This is a genomic window from uncultured Streptococcus sp., assembly GCF_963516515.1.
In the GTDB taxonomy this organism is placed as follows: Bacteria; Bacillota; Bacilli; order Lactobacillales; family Streptococcaceae; genus Streptococcus.
Map to the genome: position 1 here is coordinate 1 of NZ_CAUQCJ010000024.1, position 14,743 is coordinate 14,743.

The window sequence follows — 14,743 nt, forward strand, 5'->3', positions numbered from 1 at the left end:
AACAACCACATTGACAACATTCATTTGATTTATGTTGGTCAAGAGTTGGTTATCGCTGGTCCTGTAGCACCAGCTGCAACACCAGCGCCAACTACTTATGCAGCACCAGCTGCTCAAGATGAAACTGTTTCAGCTCCAGTGGTAGAAACTCCAGTAGCAGAAGAAACAGTAGCTTCAACAGAAACTTCAGCACCAGCTGCAACTGTAAGCGGATCTGAAGCAGAGGCTAAAGAATGGATTGCTCAAAAAGAATCAGGCGGTAGCTACACAGCTACAAATGGACGTTACATCGGACGTTACCAATTGACAGATTCATACTTGAACGGTGACTACTCAGCTGAAAACCAAGAACGTGTAGCAGATGCTTATGTTGCAGGACGTTACGGTTCATGGACTGCCGCTAAAAACTTCTGGCTTAATAACGGCTGGTATTAAGAAATAACTAGCAGAATAAGATGTAAAGAGGTTGGGCAAAAAGTCTTTAAAATTAGAAAAACGCATCATATCAAGTGTTCACAAAAATCTTGATATGACGCGTTTTTTTGTGGGAAGATTTACTTCATATTCTCCTGAAATTGAGTTTTTGATAGCCTCTGGTAATTTTTATAACTTGGTGCAAACTACCTATACTCTTCGAAAATCTCTTCAAACCACGTCAGCTTTATCTGTAACCTCAACGCTGTACTTTGAGCAACCTGCGGCTAGTTTCCTAGTTTGCTCTTTGATTTTCATTGAGTACTAGTAAATATTCAGATGATGAGCTTGAATTACATGTGTTAAATGTTGGTTGGGCTGTATGTTGAGCAGCAGTATACTAGTGAGAGCAAGGACAGAACTTAGCTTCTATTTGATTCAAGGAGATAGTTTTTATAAACCCTTTACTTATCAAAAATATAAAAAGGATTAATCAGTAATTTATTCAATTAATTTTCAAGGAGTAATTTGTTATTTTTTATATTACTCTTTTTTATTTCTTTGATTTTCAAATTCTGTAAAATTGCCCATAGAAATTTCTATTTGATTATTTTCAATGAAAGCAATTCTTTGTACAATCAAATCGAAAAAGTAGTGGATGATGGCATTTACATCAAGGTCAAGTTTGGTATTCATCAGGGAAACTAGCTCCTACTATATCTATCACAAAGATGATGCTGAGAAAAATCGCTATATGAAAGGTAGAACGTTGATTCGCCAATTCAGCTCTGAAAATCAAACTATTCCATTCCGCAGAAAAACAACTGTGGAGATGATCAAGGAAAAGATTGAGGAAATGTATACTTTACTTGAGCTGGATACGGAGAAGTAATCTTATATTACAATTAAGGATAATCTAGTTTATAAATTGGTAGCGTCTGAATTGAGAATTAATGTTTTGCAAGAAAGAATATCAATATTAAATCAAGTAGCAAAATATTTGTTGTCTTCAATTGAAAACAAGCAAAAAATGAAGTTGAATCTTTAAAAAATGAATATAACTGAGGAAATTGGCATTGATGTTGCTGAGAAGGAGTTGAATGAGTTAAGTATACAGATAGCATTAGAGAGCGATAGATATGAGAATATCGTATTTAAAGTGAATAAGTTTATCAATCGTTTGAGTAAGAAAATTTTAAAAGAAGAAGGGATAGGTTTTCAAAAATAACCTATCTAGTCATTGTTTATATATAATCTGTATCTTTTGGTTTATTAATTTGTATTTAAAATTTCATCATGTTACAATTGAAATTATCAAACAGTTTTATTCTTATGCTCAGGAAAATGGATTTCAAAAACTAAAAGAAAGTAAAGTTGTTAGACCTAGAGGGGCAGATCCTATTTTTAATATGTCTGCTATTTCAGAGCATATTAGTTTATTTAAAATACCATCTGAAACTGGTTGCGTGGAAAAATATGTAACAAAAAATCTATCATGTTTTTCAAATAAATTAGATGGCGTCGGTAAATCAAGTAGCAGAACATTTACTGGTTTCATACTCTTCGAAAATCAAATTCAAACCACGTCAACGTTGCCTTGCCGTACTCAAGTACAGCCTGCGGCTAGTTTCCTAGTTTGCTTTTTGATTTTCATTGAGTATCAGTTGAAAACAAGCAAGAAATGAAGTTAAATCTTTCAAAATTGAATATAACCGATAAAATTTGCATTGATGTTGTTGAGAGAGAGTTGAATGAGTTAAGAATCCATATAGAATTAGAGGGCGATAGTTACGAAGAGGTAATATTTAGATTTGATAAGTTTATTAATTGCTTAAATAAAGAAAAATTTGTGTATCTAAATAGCAGAGATATTTAAAAAGTGCACAAATTACTCATTTTAAATGTTCTAAAATTTGTTAAAATTATGGAAAAAGGAGGAATACATTATGTGTGATATATCTAAAACTAGCTGAAATTTTTTAGTGATAATATTAGTGTTGAAGAGCAGTTGAATAGGTTCGTACTTTTTAATTCAGGAGATAGTCTCTTAGATTGGAAAATGTAGTCGATGCTTTACATGTTCTCATGGATGTACTAGAAATCATGTTCACTGTTAGAAACTAAACATAGATTTCCTTTGTTTATTATTAAAAACATAGAACAAAAAATATTAACAGATGTAAAGATATTATCAAGCCAGCTAAAAGAAGAGTTATTAAAAGAGGTTGATTGAACCTTGATAAAGGAGGATCGGATGGAAGGAATTATTGGAACGCTTGAATTTTATGCTCCTGTACTTGTACTAGGAGTAGTCATCATTGGTATTGTATACTTTATGAAAAAACGAAATGATAAAAAATAGTGTATAGATTGGTTTTATCACTATTATTTCTAACCAATGCTCTTGAGGAGTATTGGTTTTTATTGTGCCCTAGAAAAAGACAAGAAGCCTCAATTACGACTCAATTCTGCACGAAATACTCATGAAATAGATTTTTCTACAAGCTATAATGATTATATAAAAGAAATGGAGGAAACGATAATGCCACAACTAGTAGTGACAGGATTAAATAAGACATTTGGAGAAGGCGAAAGTTTAGTCCATGCCTTATCTGATATTTACCTTTCAGTAAATAAGGGTGAATTTTTAGCCATTATGGGGGCTAGTGGTAGTGGAAAGACAACTTTATTGAATTGTATATCCACTATTGATAAACCTGATTCGGGCAGTATTGTTTTTGAAGATTTTGATATGATTCAAGCAAAAGAAAGCCAATTAGCCGATTATCGCGCTAAGAATATCTCTTATATTTTTCAATCTTATAATCTGGTAGAGACCTTAACAGTTTATGAAAACGTAATTTTACCACTTCAAATTCAAGGAAAATCCATTAGAAAATATCAAAAGAAAATTAATGATGTTTTGGGTAAATTAGCTATTCAAAATTTAAAAAATAAATTTCCAAATCAATTATCAGGTGGGCAACGTCAACGTGTCGCAACAGCTAGAGCGTTAATAGATGATTCCAAACTCTTGATTGCAGATGAACCGACAGGAGCTCTTGACTCTGCTAACTCAGAAAATCTCATGTCTCTCTTACAAGAAATTAATCGAATGTTTGAAATAACTATTCTACTAGTTACTCACGATCCTGCTGCTGCTAAATATTCGTCTCGAATGGTTCTTCTCAGTGATGGACAGATTATCGATGATATTGAGCGGAATGGACTATCAAACGACTTATACCTAGAAGAAATATACAGACGAACAAGATAGGAGGGGAGCTATGTACCCAAAGTTAATTTTACGTAATGTATTTAGAAACTTACAAACCTATACGATTTATTTTTTAAGTCTTGCTTTGATTTATAGTCTTTTGTACGCCTTTAATGCTCTTCCAAGTCATCCTGTCATGCAGAGCTTATCGGGTGCGAAAGAAATGTTGACGACAATCATGAGCCAGTACATGGGACTTATTTCATATTTGATACTCGGTACTGTCGCCTTTCTTATTGTTTACTCTACAAATTTTGTTTTAGGAAGACGACAAAAAGAGCTCGGGTTATATTCAACACTTGGAATGAAAAAATATCAAATTATCGGAACGCTATTCTTTGAAACGATGTTAGTAAATATCTTTGCTCTAGTTCTAGGATTTACTTTTGGGCTAATCTTACTTATTTTACTTGCTCACATTGCTTCTGAGTTTTTTATGGCAAATTATTTTGGAAATCTATTCTTTTTAGATCCTAAGTCACTCTCTCTGTTGGGCTATTCCTATGTGGTAACTAGTTTAATAGTTGGTTTAATGGACATTTTGAAATTTAGAAAGAAACAAATCATTAGCTTAATTCAAGAAAACGGCATTGAAAAATCACGAATTATTAAAGAAAATTCTATTTTACAATTGTTAATTTTCATTATTTCAAGTATTGTTATCATCTCTGGTAGTATTTATTTTTCTGATTATCATCACTTATCCATTTTGAAAAACTGGGGAGTTTTATTAGTATCTATTTTAGTGATCTTTGTCATTTTATTTTACAACACCTTAAGTAATTTCTTACTTGGAGTTGTTAAGAAAGTATCTTCATTCTATTATAATAAATTAAACTCATTTAAAATCCGCCAATTTTCCAAACAAGCGGACAGCAATTCTGTAACGCTAGCAGTACTATCTATGACCTTGACTTTGGCTCTTAGTTTACTAGTGTTTGGTGGCAGTTCATACACAACCATGAACCATGAGTTGAATCGTTATGCCCCTTATGATTTACAAGCCAATTTATATAGAGGTAATGAGTTTCATTATGGAAACGAGAGTGTAAAAGATAGATTACAAGCAGACGGCTTTGATTTTGATGTCGTAAAAGAAGACTATGTTTATTCAACTTTTACGAGTGTTCTGACTTATAAAGATATCATAGATACTAGTCAGTTATGGGAGCACGATAAAGGGTTACCTGATTCAAAAGTCCATATTTTAGGAATTTCAACTTATAATCATCTAAGAAAACTACAAGGTGTAAAAGATATTGACTTAGCTGATGATGGCTATCTAGTAAATGCCAATTACAAAGGAACCATTAAACAAATCCAAGAATTTTTACTACAAAAGAAAGATTTATCAATTGGCGGTTATTCTTTAAAATTGGCATCATCCCAACCATTAGATACTGTTTATTTTCTTTCTTCAGTAGGATTAAATGATTCGGGGACTCTTATTGTACCAGATAAAGTTATTAAAGAATTAAACGAAGACTTTACAACTTATGTGGTTAAATATAAAGAAAATATTGATAAAAGAAAAATTGAAGCATTTATGAAAGAGTGGGTTGATAAGCATTACTTTACGGTGGATGGTACAGAATTAAATGACTTCACTTATCAAAGTAAGGTGAGATTATCTGAGCTTTATATAGGATTTATGGGAGTCATTGTACTAGTATTGATATTTATTAGTGTTGTGTTTATTATTATTTCACTTAGCATTTTATCTCTACAAATCTCAACTAGTGCACTAGACAGCATTAATGATTATCGTATCTTATATCTATTGGGAAATAAGAAAAAACAAAATAAGAAAATACTTATTCATCAAATTATAAGTTACTTCTTTGTTCCCTTGCTACTTGCTGTTCCATTAGCGGTTTCTCTAAGCAAGTCCTTATTAGGTTACTTTGAAAACTTTGCCAATACAACTATCACTATTGATGTGACTTATCTAGGAGTGGCAGCTCTTCTCTTTCTAATTTACTTAGTCATAACCTATAAAGTGAGTTGGCATATTCTTGATCAAAATTAGGATAAAACTAGGATACTGTTAAATAGTACCCTAGTTTTATGCTATACTATACTTATAAAATAGAGGGAGATGATTATGATGAAAAAATTGTAAAAATCATTTCTAATCATTCATTATGGTTGTGGCAATTAACTTTGCTGAATCACTTGATTTTGATGTTCTACATATACTATAGAGTTCCTATTTATTATGAAAGTGGTCTTACGCAAAAGTTCTCCGTAATACTTGTGATTTTATTGATTGTGTCCAGCTATGTTTGTAACTTTACTACCTTTCGACATAGTGAATTAAAATTATGGACTATCTTTTTGCTAGCTTTGATCAGTTGGCAAGCCATCTTTCAACAAGGAACAAGTAACACTTTGTTGCATTTTTTTGACATACTGAATCCAATTAATTCATTTTTATTGGTTTATAGTTCTCTTTCGATAATTTTACTAGGTGAGAAGATTGGGGAAGAATTGATGAATGTTTCACTAGCTTTAACCATCATTACCACTTTTTCTTACTTTATCCATTTTCCATTGTTTCTATTCTTATCGCTTTTCACAACCTTTTTCCTTACATTTGTTCCTTTGATTTTATTACTCTTTTATCAAATAGAGTTGCGAAAAGTGCTAACTTATCAAAAACGAAATGTCATGATTTTGTCGGTTGTCTTACCTATTTCCTATATTGTATCGTATGTTAATACAACAGGAGCGAGTGTTCTAAATTTGTTTTGGTATGTTGAAGTATTATCTATCCTAACTTTTTTACATTTCAAGACGATATTTACGTCCTTTAAAAAGAAGATTGATGAATTAAAATTTTCTTATTTAAAGGCTTTTACACGCTTAATTTTCCTAATAGGAGTATTATTACTATTTTCGTTTATTGGTTTTCAACTTGATTTGAATATAAGTTTTTTAATTTTAAATATAGTTCTGCTTATTATGGCTATTGTTGCCGAAGAATGTATTCGATTGTTTCACGTATCTGATATGAGAAATGCGAAAGATTATCTGGAAATTCTATTTTTGAAGAGAAATAGAATGGTTAATCATCTTCTTTCTAATGAGTTTGTAGAACAGCAATTTTCAGAATTTCTTCATAATGAAATTTTACAAAGTGTAATGGCTGTTAAGAATTTCAATGCTTATAGTCAAAATGAGATGTTTGGGAATCAAATAAATCTTGTTACTGAAGAACTGGTGCAACGAATCAGAGAACGAATGGATTATTACCAGCCTATGAGTGAAGTAGATGAGCCTCTATCAAAAAAATATCAGGCTCTTATCGAAAGGATTGAGAAAAGATATAATAAAGAAAGTTCAGTAGTGGTATATTTTCCACCTAAATTTTCTTTAATGACACCCTATGATAAAATTGTCTATCGTTTTGTTGAGGAGTTAATTACTAATGCGGTTAAATATTCACAAGAAGGAGAGATTTCTTTAGAAATCAAGATAAAACAGGATGTTATTTTTATAGTTTCTGAAAATAAATCGATTTCTACCAAAGATCATTCTCTGGGATATGGCTTGAAAAATATGGCAAATAAATTAAGTATTTTAGGTGGTAAAATGGATACTTTAAATGAGAATGGTATTTTTCGTATTGTTATTGAACTACCGATTGATAAGGAGCTATGTTATGAAAATTTTGTTGATTGATGATCATAAATTGTTTAGTCAGAGTATTAAACTGATTTTGGAATTATCAGAGGATATTGAAAGGGTAGATTTGATGGATGATTTTTCTTCTGTCTTGGATTTTCCTTATGATGAATATGACATTATTCTGATTGACATAAACTTGACTAGTTTGTATCAGGAGGATGGGCTATCTTTAGCTCAAACGATTATTAAAAATGGATGTTCTGCTAAAATTGTTATCTTAACTGGATATAGTAAAAAAATGTATGAGTATCGTGCTAAGATAATGGGGGCCTGGGGCTTTTTGGATAAGAGTATTGGTCCAGAGGAATTACTTCAAAACTTGCTAAGGATTTATCAGGGAGGAAAGATTTTTTCAGATGAAGTAGTAGTAGATATCTTGACTTCCCGGGAAATAGAGATGTTAGAACTAGTCCGAAATGGTCTGACCATAGATGATATTTGTGAAAAAGTCTATGTGAGTAAGAGAACTGTTTCAAATCATCTTGCAAGTATATTTTCAAAATTAGGAGTATCTAATAGACAGGAGGCTATTCATGTTGCGGAGCAACTAGGTTACTTCTCGCCCGAATGATGAATAAGGTTCGTGGCTCTATTTGTTTATTAATTAGAAATCTCAATCTAAATTCTTTGATGAACCATTTGTTACTTTGATAATTGATGTCATTATTTTGATTCTACCCATTTTACAAAATCTTTTATCCATAAGAATAAATCTTATATGAAATAGTTGAAATAGTGAGTTAATTATAGGCATCCTAAACTTGAGTGAGTATGGTTGCGAAAGTGATTATTACTTACCCTTTTTTAAAAAATCCTTTACATAGAAATAAAAGTTTATATAGGTTGGAAAATCAAGATTATGCCTCTTTGAAATATGTTTTTGAGGGAGAAAGAAAGCAACAGACTTCCTTATCTTTTGATGAAAAGATTTATCTAGACTGGATAGATGCTATTCTAACCTATCAATGTGAACACCAATTAAACCTAGCTATTTCAAAAATAGAGGACATCCTCAGTAGGATTAGTATTGATAAAGTGGACTACTTATATATTTTGAATACCCTGCTGATTTTCTTAGGCTATGATGAGGATAAGGAGAAATTTGAACAACTATATGAACAGGTTTCCGTAGCCCTTTCAAAAATCGATACCAGTGTGCGTGAACAAATTGAGTTGTATATCAAAATAAAATACAATTATTGTTACCACCTTTGGAAACAGGAGGAGATGGACAAGTCCAGAGCGCTATTATTGGAGATGATTGAATTTTGTAACAAATATCATAGTAGCTTTAGGTTAGCAGATTTATATTGTTTGTTGGGAAATGTAACAGAGGATCTTGATATCTCTGTTGCTAAGGACTATTATATGAAAGCTAAGGTGCTCTATCTAATTGAAAATAATGAAGTTATGGCACTCAAGGTAGAAAAATATCTGATGGATAAGTAGTCAGAGAATGTATGAGGATAGCAGAAGCTATCTTTTTTATGTGTGAAAATATAATTATAATTCTTCTTTTTGAAAATATCTAATATGTTGCTTTAATTGCTTGACAGGTTATATATGTTGATTTATAATATAGGTGAAACGAGTTATGTAAACGCTACCAAAAACGGTATTCTTAACTTTGTATTTGGTTAAGAATTATGATGTAGCTAGAAAAGGGGTGGAAAAATGTTTAAAAATAAGGAACTTTTTCGAGTAGTCATGATATTTGTGATAGGAATCATCCTCATTTTGATGACACCCGTCTTATTTAAAGTTGTTATGGCACTATTTTAAAAATAAATAGGCCTCTGCTTTAGGTGGAGTAGTGAATCAGGAGGTTAAGTAATGAACTACAATTTAAAATATATCTTATCAGGACTATTTGTCCTAGTCTTTATAGGTTTCCTAGTTTGGGTGAGTTATGTTAATCAGAGGAAGGAAGAAGAGCATTCGGATGTGTCTTTTGAAGCGAGGTTAGATAGTGAGGTCAAGGCCTTATATAAACAACTAGGATTGGGTGAGGAGCCTCATTATTTCTTAGCTTATCGTTACCTACATCCTTGGTTTAATTTGGCGATTTTACCACCAACAGTTGAAATTTTCTTAACTAAAATAGCGCTGGTGATGGTGACTCCAGATGAACTACTGATAAGAAATCTTGGAAATGGGATGACTTTCACAAGTGAGCACCATCGTGATTTGCGGCAAGGACTTATCCGCATTCCAAAATCAGAGATGAAAGAATTTGAGATTCGCAACTGGAAAAAAGTTTTTATATTTGGCGATTTTTTGACAATTAAAACAAGCCAACATAGCTATTATTTACAGGTTAGAGATGATGGACTTCAAAAAGGAAGTCTTTCTACCAAACAATTCTCAGACTTGAAAAGACAAGATTTTCTAGGATTATTAACAGATAAAAGAACATTCTGATAGACAATTGCTCAAAAAGCTAATCTCTGAACGTTCAAAAATTCAAAAACCACACAGTGTTTCTTTCAACTTGATTGTGTCCAAGGCTGAAATCACTGTGTGGTTTTATTTAGAAGCTAAGTTTTTTTCTTTCCTTCGCTTGATAATAGGTTTCTACTTCTTTTTTGAGATGAGACAGCATAGAAGTTTCATCGGTTAGCTCCAGAAGGGAGAACCCTTTTTGGATAAGTTTAGAATCGTCTGTACAAATCCCAATACGGACATAGCAGATAGCAAGCCTATCGTAGTGCTTCTTTTTCTTGGCATCCTCTAGTAAAGTATAGCAGATTTGCTTACACATGTTTTTATCTTGATTGTATAGATAGAGTGTGGAAAGGTTTAATAGAATTGTCATTCGCAAGTCATATAAATGTTGATAGTTTTTATAGACTTCTAAGCGTTGCAAGATTTTTCCAGTGATGAGATGGAGGTGTTCAATGGGAAAGCTGAAAAGGATGGTATTGAGGATTTTTAGGTCACTTTCATACCATGTATCTTGTTTTTCAATTTTTTCCCACAGTTTTTGGATAGTCTGTTTCACTTGGTCTGATAGTTGCTCTGTACCATGTTGACGGATATGAATGACAACTTCCAGCATATCCCTGATCTCTTCTATAGGGAGGTCATGATGGGTCTTGAGATAGTTTTGGCATGTTTCAAAAAAATCAACTAGACCACTGCTGCCAATGATAGAACTCATATTAAGATAAGTTTGCATGATTTCTGTTCGTTGGCTCGGTTGATAGAGATGGCAGATATAGTCAAACTCTTCAAAACTCATATTGATTTGACGGAGAAGAAATTCCATATTTTCATATTTGGGAGTTGCCTTGCCGCTTTCAATCTTTGATAAGCTAGTTCTTGAGATAACACCCCCACAGACCTCTTCTTGGGTTAATCCTTTTGACTCGCGTATTTCTTTGTAGACCTTTCCGAAATCATAACGCATAATTTTCTCCTTTTCGTGAAAAAAGTTAACAAATAATAAAATCCTATTAAAAATATTGTATCATAGTAACAGGAATAGTAAAAAAGAAAACTAAAATAATGTGTGAAAAAAGTTAACTAATTTTAAAATAGAGTAAAGAAGAGGTATACTATAGATACAAAATACAGATAGGAGGGAAAGAGTATGAATAAAAAAGTTTTTCGCTTTTTAGTTGTTCTTGCTTTCTTATTCAGCATTGCTACGGTTTTCCCATGGAAATGGCCGATATAATGCGCTAGTTGTAAAAATGAAAGGAAGGTGTGTCCAATGGACTACGATACTTGTTGATAAATTACTATAGCTGTTTTTACGGAACAGCTCTCGATAATAGGAGAAATAAATCATGAGAAAATTAGTTAGAATTGGTGTTGCATCTTTAATGGTATGTGGTATACTTGCTACTACAAATGCTTTAGCAGAATGGGTTGATGGTGGTCAATGGAACTATGGAGTAGGTTGGACAGGAACTTTTGGATATTCTGATTATTTACATTCTACTCGATCTCATACAGCAACTGTCAAGCATGGAGGTAGAATCTCTAAGGATCGTGAAGATCCCGAGGTTTGGGCTCAAGCTTCCCTTAATAAAATTCCGCCAACAGGATTAGAATATTTCTATGGATTTTAAGTGAAATTTTCCCTCTCCTATTAGGAGAGGGAAAACTTTAGTGGAGGTACTTTTATGAAAAAAATCAGTCATCTTTGTATGTTTCTGCTGTTGCTGTGTACCACTTTTTTTGTTTTTAATGTAAACTACACACGTGAAGCGGTTCGGATTCGGGAAATGGGAAAGACTGTAGATTCTTTGGATTTGTATTTGAAAGATATTAACGAACCTGCAGCGTCTGTTCTTCGATTTTTTGAGGATGTATCAAAGGAGTACAAAGTCTCCATCATCAAAACAGACAGTGGTGATGAGGTAATCAAGTCTGGTGTTTTTGATAAAGATACCTTCCCCTACCAAGAGTTTGGGATTTCTTCTCTTGATTTTACCACAGATGGTGAAGGAGTCTACAGTAATAAAAAAATTTCTAATAAACTTGGTACGATACCGACCTTTCTAAAAGCCAAGCCTATTCAGCTTATAACTTTTCAAACCTATATCAAGGATACATCTCGTAGTTTAAATGGTCGCTATACGATAACTTCTACACAAGAGATGGATAAGGATAGGATTGTACAGAAATGGAGCGATTTTTTCAAGATAGACCAGGCTACTTTGCTAGAGCCTACCTATAAAAGTGCAGTGGAAGTCATAAATCGAGATTTGCTTTTATCTGCCATTGTTTTTGTCTTGGCTATTTTACTTCTTGTGTTAGTAACAGTTTATCAGCCGATGATGGAGATGAAACGAGTGGGGGTTCAAAAGTTACTTGGTTTTCAAAGCGGAGCGATTTTAGCTGGTTTTGTAAAGACTAATTTTTATCTTCTCTTGGGTGGAAGTCTTGTCATTGACTTGGGACTATTTTTAGTGTTGGACTACAGGCCAAAACTTCTGTTCCCAAGTTTACTCTTATCCCAATTTCTGCTTTTACAGTTGTATTTGTTCATCAGTTGGCTGACCTACCTGATGATTCAGAAAATGACAGTCAGTTCCATGTTGAAAGGTTTTTCATCTGTCAAACTTGGTCTTATCTTCAATTATGTGATGAAAATTGGAACCACCATTTTATTGACGGTTTTACTGATTGGGGTAGGCAGAAGTTTAGAACAAGAAAACAAAGAACTTGCTTATCAGCAACAGTGGGTAAGCCAAGGGAATTACTTGACCTTAGAAACCTTCCAACTCAATGATAACCTGTGGCAAGAAGAGCTAGCAGGGTCAGGGAAATCTACAGATTATTTCTACCAATTTTATCAAGATTTGCTAGCAAAAATACAAGTAAATTATGTGCGAAGTGCGAGTCTTCCTATCAAACCAGTCATCAAAGCTGAACAAGTACAGCAGTACCAACTGCCTGATAAGGTAGATGTTTACTATGCTAATAGCAATTTTCTAAAGAGCAAGGGATTCAAGTTACCAGATACCAGCACTAAAAAAGTTATTTTGATGCCAGCCAGTGCTAAAGGACAAGAAGGTAAGAATCAGTTCTTGGGAAAATCCATAGCCTATCTTTCTATGAGGTATGAAGATCAGCAAAAGCAAACAATAGAAGATATGGATGTAGAAATTGCCTACTATGAAGGAGATTGGTCTTTCTTCCCTTATAATAATGAGCGAAAGGAAAATCTCCACAATCCAATCATTAGTCTGGTAAATGATCAAGACATGATGTGGGAAGAAAAGACTCGCTTGTCAACGACAAGTTTAAACAATCCTATGAAAGTTGAAAATACAGAACAAAATCAAAAAGTGATTACGGAGTTAGTTGAGAAATTATCAGATGGGAATTATTTAAAATTTTCATCGCTTCAAGCCATTCAACAAGAGAAAGTAGATTCTTATCGAGATGCAGTTCGAAATCTTAATATACTCTTTGCTTTGTTTGGTCTCCTTAGCATGATGATTTCCTACTTCTTACTAGTAACAACTTTCTTATTGAAGCGCAGGGACATCATTACCAAGAAATTTATGGGGTGGAAACTGGTCGATCGCTACCGCCCTCTTCTAGTTCTGCTCTTGTTGGGCTATAGTCTCCCTCTTCTAGTATTGATTTTCTTTGCCCATGCGCTCTTGCCACTCCTGCTGTTTGCAGGCTTTACATGTCTGGATATACTATTTGTGCTAGTCTTGGCTTCTAGGATGGAGAAAAGAAGTCTAGTAGAGTTATTGAAAGGGGGCATCTTATGATTGAGTTGAAAAATATTACCAAAACCATTGGGGGAAAAGTGATTTTGGATAACTTATCTCTCAGGATTGATCAGGGGGATTTGGTTGCCATCGTTGGAAAAAGTGGCAGTGGCAAGTCGACCTTGTTAAATTTATTAGGTTTGATAGATGGTGAATATAGTGGACGGTATGAGATTTTTGGTCAGACAAATCTAGCGGTTAATTCTGCTAAGTCGCAAACAATAATCCGTGAACATATCTCTTATCTGTTTCAAAATTTTGCCCTGATTGATGATGAAACGGTCGAGTACAATCTCATGCTGGCGCTGAAATATGTGAAATTGTCCAAGAAAGACAAGCTCAAAAAGGTGGAAGAGATTTTAGAGAGAGTAGGTTTGTCAGCTACGTTGCATCAAAAGGTCTCCGAGTTGTCTGGTGGTGAACAACAACGAATTGCAGTTGCTAGAGCCATCTTAAAACCCAGTCAGCTGATTTTAGCCGATGAACCAACAGGTTCGCTGGATCCTGAAAATAGAGATTTGGTCTTGAAGTTTCTCTTAGAGATGAATCGCGAGGGGGAAACAGTCATTATCGTGACCCACGATGCTTATGTAGCCCAACAATGTCATCGGATCATTGAATTGTGAAAAATACAGAAATCTTATCAAAAATCTTTAGATTTAAGGATACCTTTAAAATTTAATTTTAAAACACTCATTTATCAACATTTTTTGATTGATAAAAATAGGAAATTGGTTGTTTTTGGGAGATTCACTAAAATTACCTCCTAACCACACGTACTAAAAAGATACTTTCTATGGAAATCGTATGACTCTTAAGCTTCGAATACTTAAGTTCTCATTGTTTTGAGCTATTCTAGCTTTAGAATCCTTCAGAACGTAAAATTTTAAGCAGTCAAAGACCTAGAATACCCATAAAACATTTATTCTATAGTAATTCTAAACGTAGAATTGCATGGATATGTGTGTGTTTGAGCTGTTCGATAGTTTGGACAGCTCTATTCTGAGAAATCTGAGTTATCAATGCTTTAGAATAGTATTTCGTCAATGGATTTTATTGAAGGATTGCTTATTTTATGCTACTCTAAAATAAAACGGATTTAATGGAGCAAATGGAGAATCAT

Annotated in this window: 15 protein-coding genes and 2 pseudogenes; 15 read left to right on the forward strand and 2 right to left on the reverse strand. The window is 33.3% G+C overall.

The features are described from left to right. A partial coding sequence (locus tag RYL77_RS05905) for a peptidoglycan-binding protein LysM (RefSeq protein WP_315010541.1) occupies positions 1-435 on the forward strand: 435 nt, incomplete at its 5' end. Positions 436-957: 522 nt separating this feature from the next. On the opposite strand, the gene RYL77_RS05910 is transcribed toward RYL77_RS05905, so the two are convergent. Continuing rightward, complete coding sequence (locus tag RYL77_RS05910) at positions 958-1,110, reverse strand: hypothetical protein (protein ID WP_235219631.1); 153 nt, start codon at positions 1,108-1,110, stop codon at positions 958-960. Between RYL77_RS05910 and RYL77_RS08980 the strand changes: the two are divergent. From RYL77_RS08980 to RYL77_RS05965, 11 genes and pseudogenes are all read left to right on the forward strand, one after another. Further along, positions 1,076-1,153 (forward strand): annotated as a pseudogene (locus RYL77_RS08980) (hypothetical protein); the annotation flags it as partial. The gene RYL77_RS05910 and the pseudogene RYL77_RS08980 sit on opposite strands and share 35 nt — an antisense overlap. 15 nt (positions 1,154-1,168) lie before the next feature. Next, positions 1,169-1,306 (forward strand): hypothetical protein, encoded by a 138-nt coding sequence (locus tag RYL77_RS05915; RefSeq protein WP_235219630.1) that lies wholly within the window; start codon positions 1,169-1,171, stop codon positions 1,304-1,306. A gap of 159 nt (positions 1,307-1,465) precedes the next feature. Further along, entirely contained in the window at positions 1,466-1,642 is a 177-nt protein-coding gene (locus tag RYL77_RS05920) for a hypothetical protein (protein ID WP_235219629.1), read from the forward strand. A 49-nt stretch (positions 1,643-1,691) separates the two neighbouring features. After that, positions 1,692-2,099 (forward strand): hypothetical protein, encoded by a 408-nt coding sequence (locus RYL77_RS05925; RefSeq protein ID WP_315010544.1) that lies wholly within the window; start codon positions 1,692-1,694, stop codon positions 2,097-2,099. An 857-nt stretch (positions 2,100-2,956) separates the two neighbouring features. Then, positions 2,957-3,691 (forward strand): ABC transporter ATP-binding protein, encoded by a 735-nt coding sequence (locus RYL77_RS05935; RefSeq protein ID WP_070482337.1) that lies wholly within the window; start codon positions 2,957-2,959, stop codon positions 3,689-3,691. Positions 3,692-3,701: 10 nt separating this feature from the next. Beyond that, on the forward strand, positions 3,702-5,720 hold the full coding sequence (locus RYL77_RS05940; RefSeq protein WP_315010546.1) for an FtsX-like permease family protein: 2,019 nt from the start codon (positions 3,702-3,704) through the stop codon (positions 5,718-5,720). Between the two features lie 308 nt (positions 5,721-6,028). Further along, the gene (locus RYL77_RS05945) at positions 6,029-7,375 is read left to right on the forward strand and encodes an ATP-binding protein (protein ID WP_315010548.1); all 1,347 of its coding nucleotides are present in this window, start codon (positions 6,029-6,031) and stop codon (positions 7,373-7,375) included. Next, complete coding sequence (locus RYL77_RS05950; RefSeq protein ID WP_315010550.1) at positions 7,356-7,952, forward strand: response regulator transcription factor; 597 nt, start codon at positions 7,356-7,358, stop codon at positions 7,950-7,952. Before RYL77_RS05945 ends, RYL77_RS05950 begins: the two co-directional genes overlap by 20 nt. 272 nt (positions 7,953-8,224) lie before the next feature. Next, positions 8,225-8,830 carry an XRE family transcriptional regulator gene (locus RYL77_RS05955; RefSeq protein ID WP_315010552.1) on the forward strand — a complete coding sequence of 202 codons (606 nt, stop codon included), beginning with the start codon at positions 8,225-8,227 and terminating at the stop codon, positions 8,828-8,830. 384 nt (positions 8,831-9,214) lie between these two features. Beyond that, positions 9,215-9,802, forward strand: coding sequence for a hypothetical protein (locus RYL77_RS05960; RefSeq protein ID WP_315010554.1), 588 nt, complete (start codon positions 9,215-9,217; stop codon positions 9,800-9,802). Between the two features lie 4 nt (positions 9,803-9,806). Next, positions 9,807-10,001: pseudogene (locus RYL77_RS05965) on the forward strand (hypothetical protein); the annotation flags it as partial. Here RYL77_RS05965 and RYL77_RS05970 read toward each other — a convergent pair. Continuing rightward, positions 9,912-10,790 (reverse strand): helix-turn-helix transcriptional regulator, encoded by an 879-nt coding sequence (locus RYL77_RS05970; RefSeq protein WP_315010556.1) that lies wholly within the window; start codon positions 10,788-10,790, stop codon positions 9,912-9,914. The pseudogene RYL77_RS05965 and the gene RYL77_RS05970 sit on opposite strands and share 90 nt — an antisense overlap. Before the next feature lie 382 nt (positions 10,791-11,172). On the opposite strand from RYL77_RS05970, the gene RYL77_RS05975 reads away from it, so the two are divergent. The 3 genes from RYL77_RS05975 to RYL77_RS05985 are packed head-to-tail and all read left to right on the forward strand — an operon-like array spanning position 11,173 to position 14,246. Continuing rightward, positions 11,173-11,457 carry a lactococcin 972 family bacteriocin gene (locus RYL77_RS05975; RefSeq protein ID WP_001230190.1) on the forward strand — a complete coding sequence of 95 codons (285 nt, stop codon included), beginning with the start codon at positions 11,173-11,175 and terminating at the stop codon, positions 11,455-11,457. Between the two features lie 54 nt (positions 11,458-11,511). Then, on the forward strand, positions 11,512-13,620 hold the full coding sequence (locus tag RYL77_RS05980; protein WP_315010558.1) for a bacteriocin-associated integral membrane family protein: 2,109 nt from the start codon (positions 11,512-11,514) through the stop codon (positions 13,618-13,620). Continuing rightward, positions 13,617-14,246, forward strand: a complete 630-nt coding sequence (locus tag RYL77_RS05985; RefSeq protein WP_315010560.1) for an ABC transporter ATP-binding protein — start codon at positions 13,617-13,619, stop codon at positions 14,244-14,246. The genes RYL77_RS05980 and RYL77_RS05985 overlap by 4 nt, the downstream gene beginning before the upstream one ends. The last annotated feature ends 497 nt before the right edge of the window (positions 14,247-14,743 follow it).

Bases quoted from the DNA above. Each gene is read 5' to 3' on its own strand.
- RYL77_RS05910 (WP_235219631.1), bottom strand. From the start codon at position 1,110: ATGAATACCAAACTTGACCTTGATGTAAATGCCATCATCCACTACTTT.
- RYL77_RS05915 (WP_235219630.1), top strand. From the start codon at position 1,169: ATGAAAGGTAGAACGTTGATTCGCCAATTCAGCTCTGAAAATCAAACT.
- RYL77_RS05920 (WP_235219629.1), top strand. From the start codon at position 1,466: ATGAATATAACTGAGGAAATTGGCATTGATGTTGCTGAGAAGGAGTTG.
- RYL77_RS05935 (WP_070482337.1), top strand. From the start codon at position 2,957: ATGCCACAACTAGTAGTGACAGGATTAAATAAGACATTTGGAGAAGGC.
- RYL77_RS05940 (WP_315010546.1), top strand. From the start codon at position 3,702: ATGTACCCAAAGTTAATTTTACGTAATGTATTTAGAAACTTACAAACC.
- RYL77_RS05950 (WP_315010550.1), top strand. From the start codon at position 7,356: ATGAAAATTTTGTTGATTGATGATCATAAATTGTTTAGTCAGAGTATT.
- RYL77_RS05960 (WP_315010554.1), top strand. From the start codon at position 9,215: ATGAACTACAATTTAAAATATATCTTATCAGGACTATTTGTCCTAGTC.
- RYL77_RS05970 (WP_315010556.1), bottom strand. From the start codon at position 10,790: ATGCGTTATGATTTCGGAAAGGTCTACAAAGAAATACGCGAGTCAAAA.
- RYL77_RS05975 (WP_001230190.1), top strand. From the start codon at position 11,173: ATGAGAAAATTAGTTAGAATTGGTGTTGCATCTTTAATGGTATGTGGT.
- RYL77_RS05980 (WP_315010558.1), top strand. From the start codon at position 11,512: ATGAAAAAAATCAGTCATCTTTGTATGTTTCTGCTGTTGCTGTGTACC.
- RYL77_RS05985 (WP_315010560.1), top strand. From the start codon at position 13,617: ATGATTGAGTTGAAAAATATTACCAAAACCATTGGGGGAAAAGTGATT.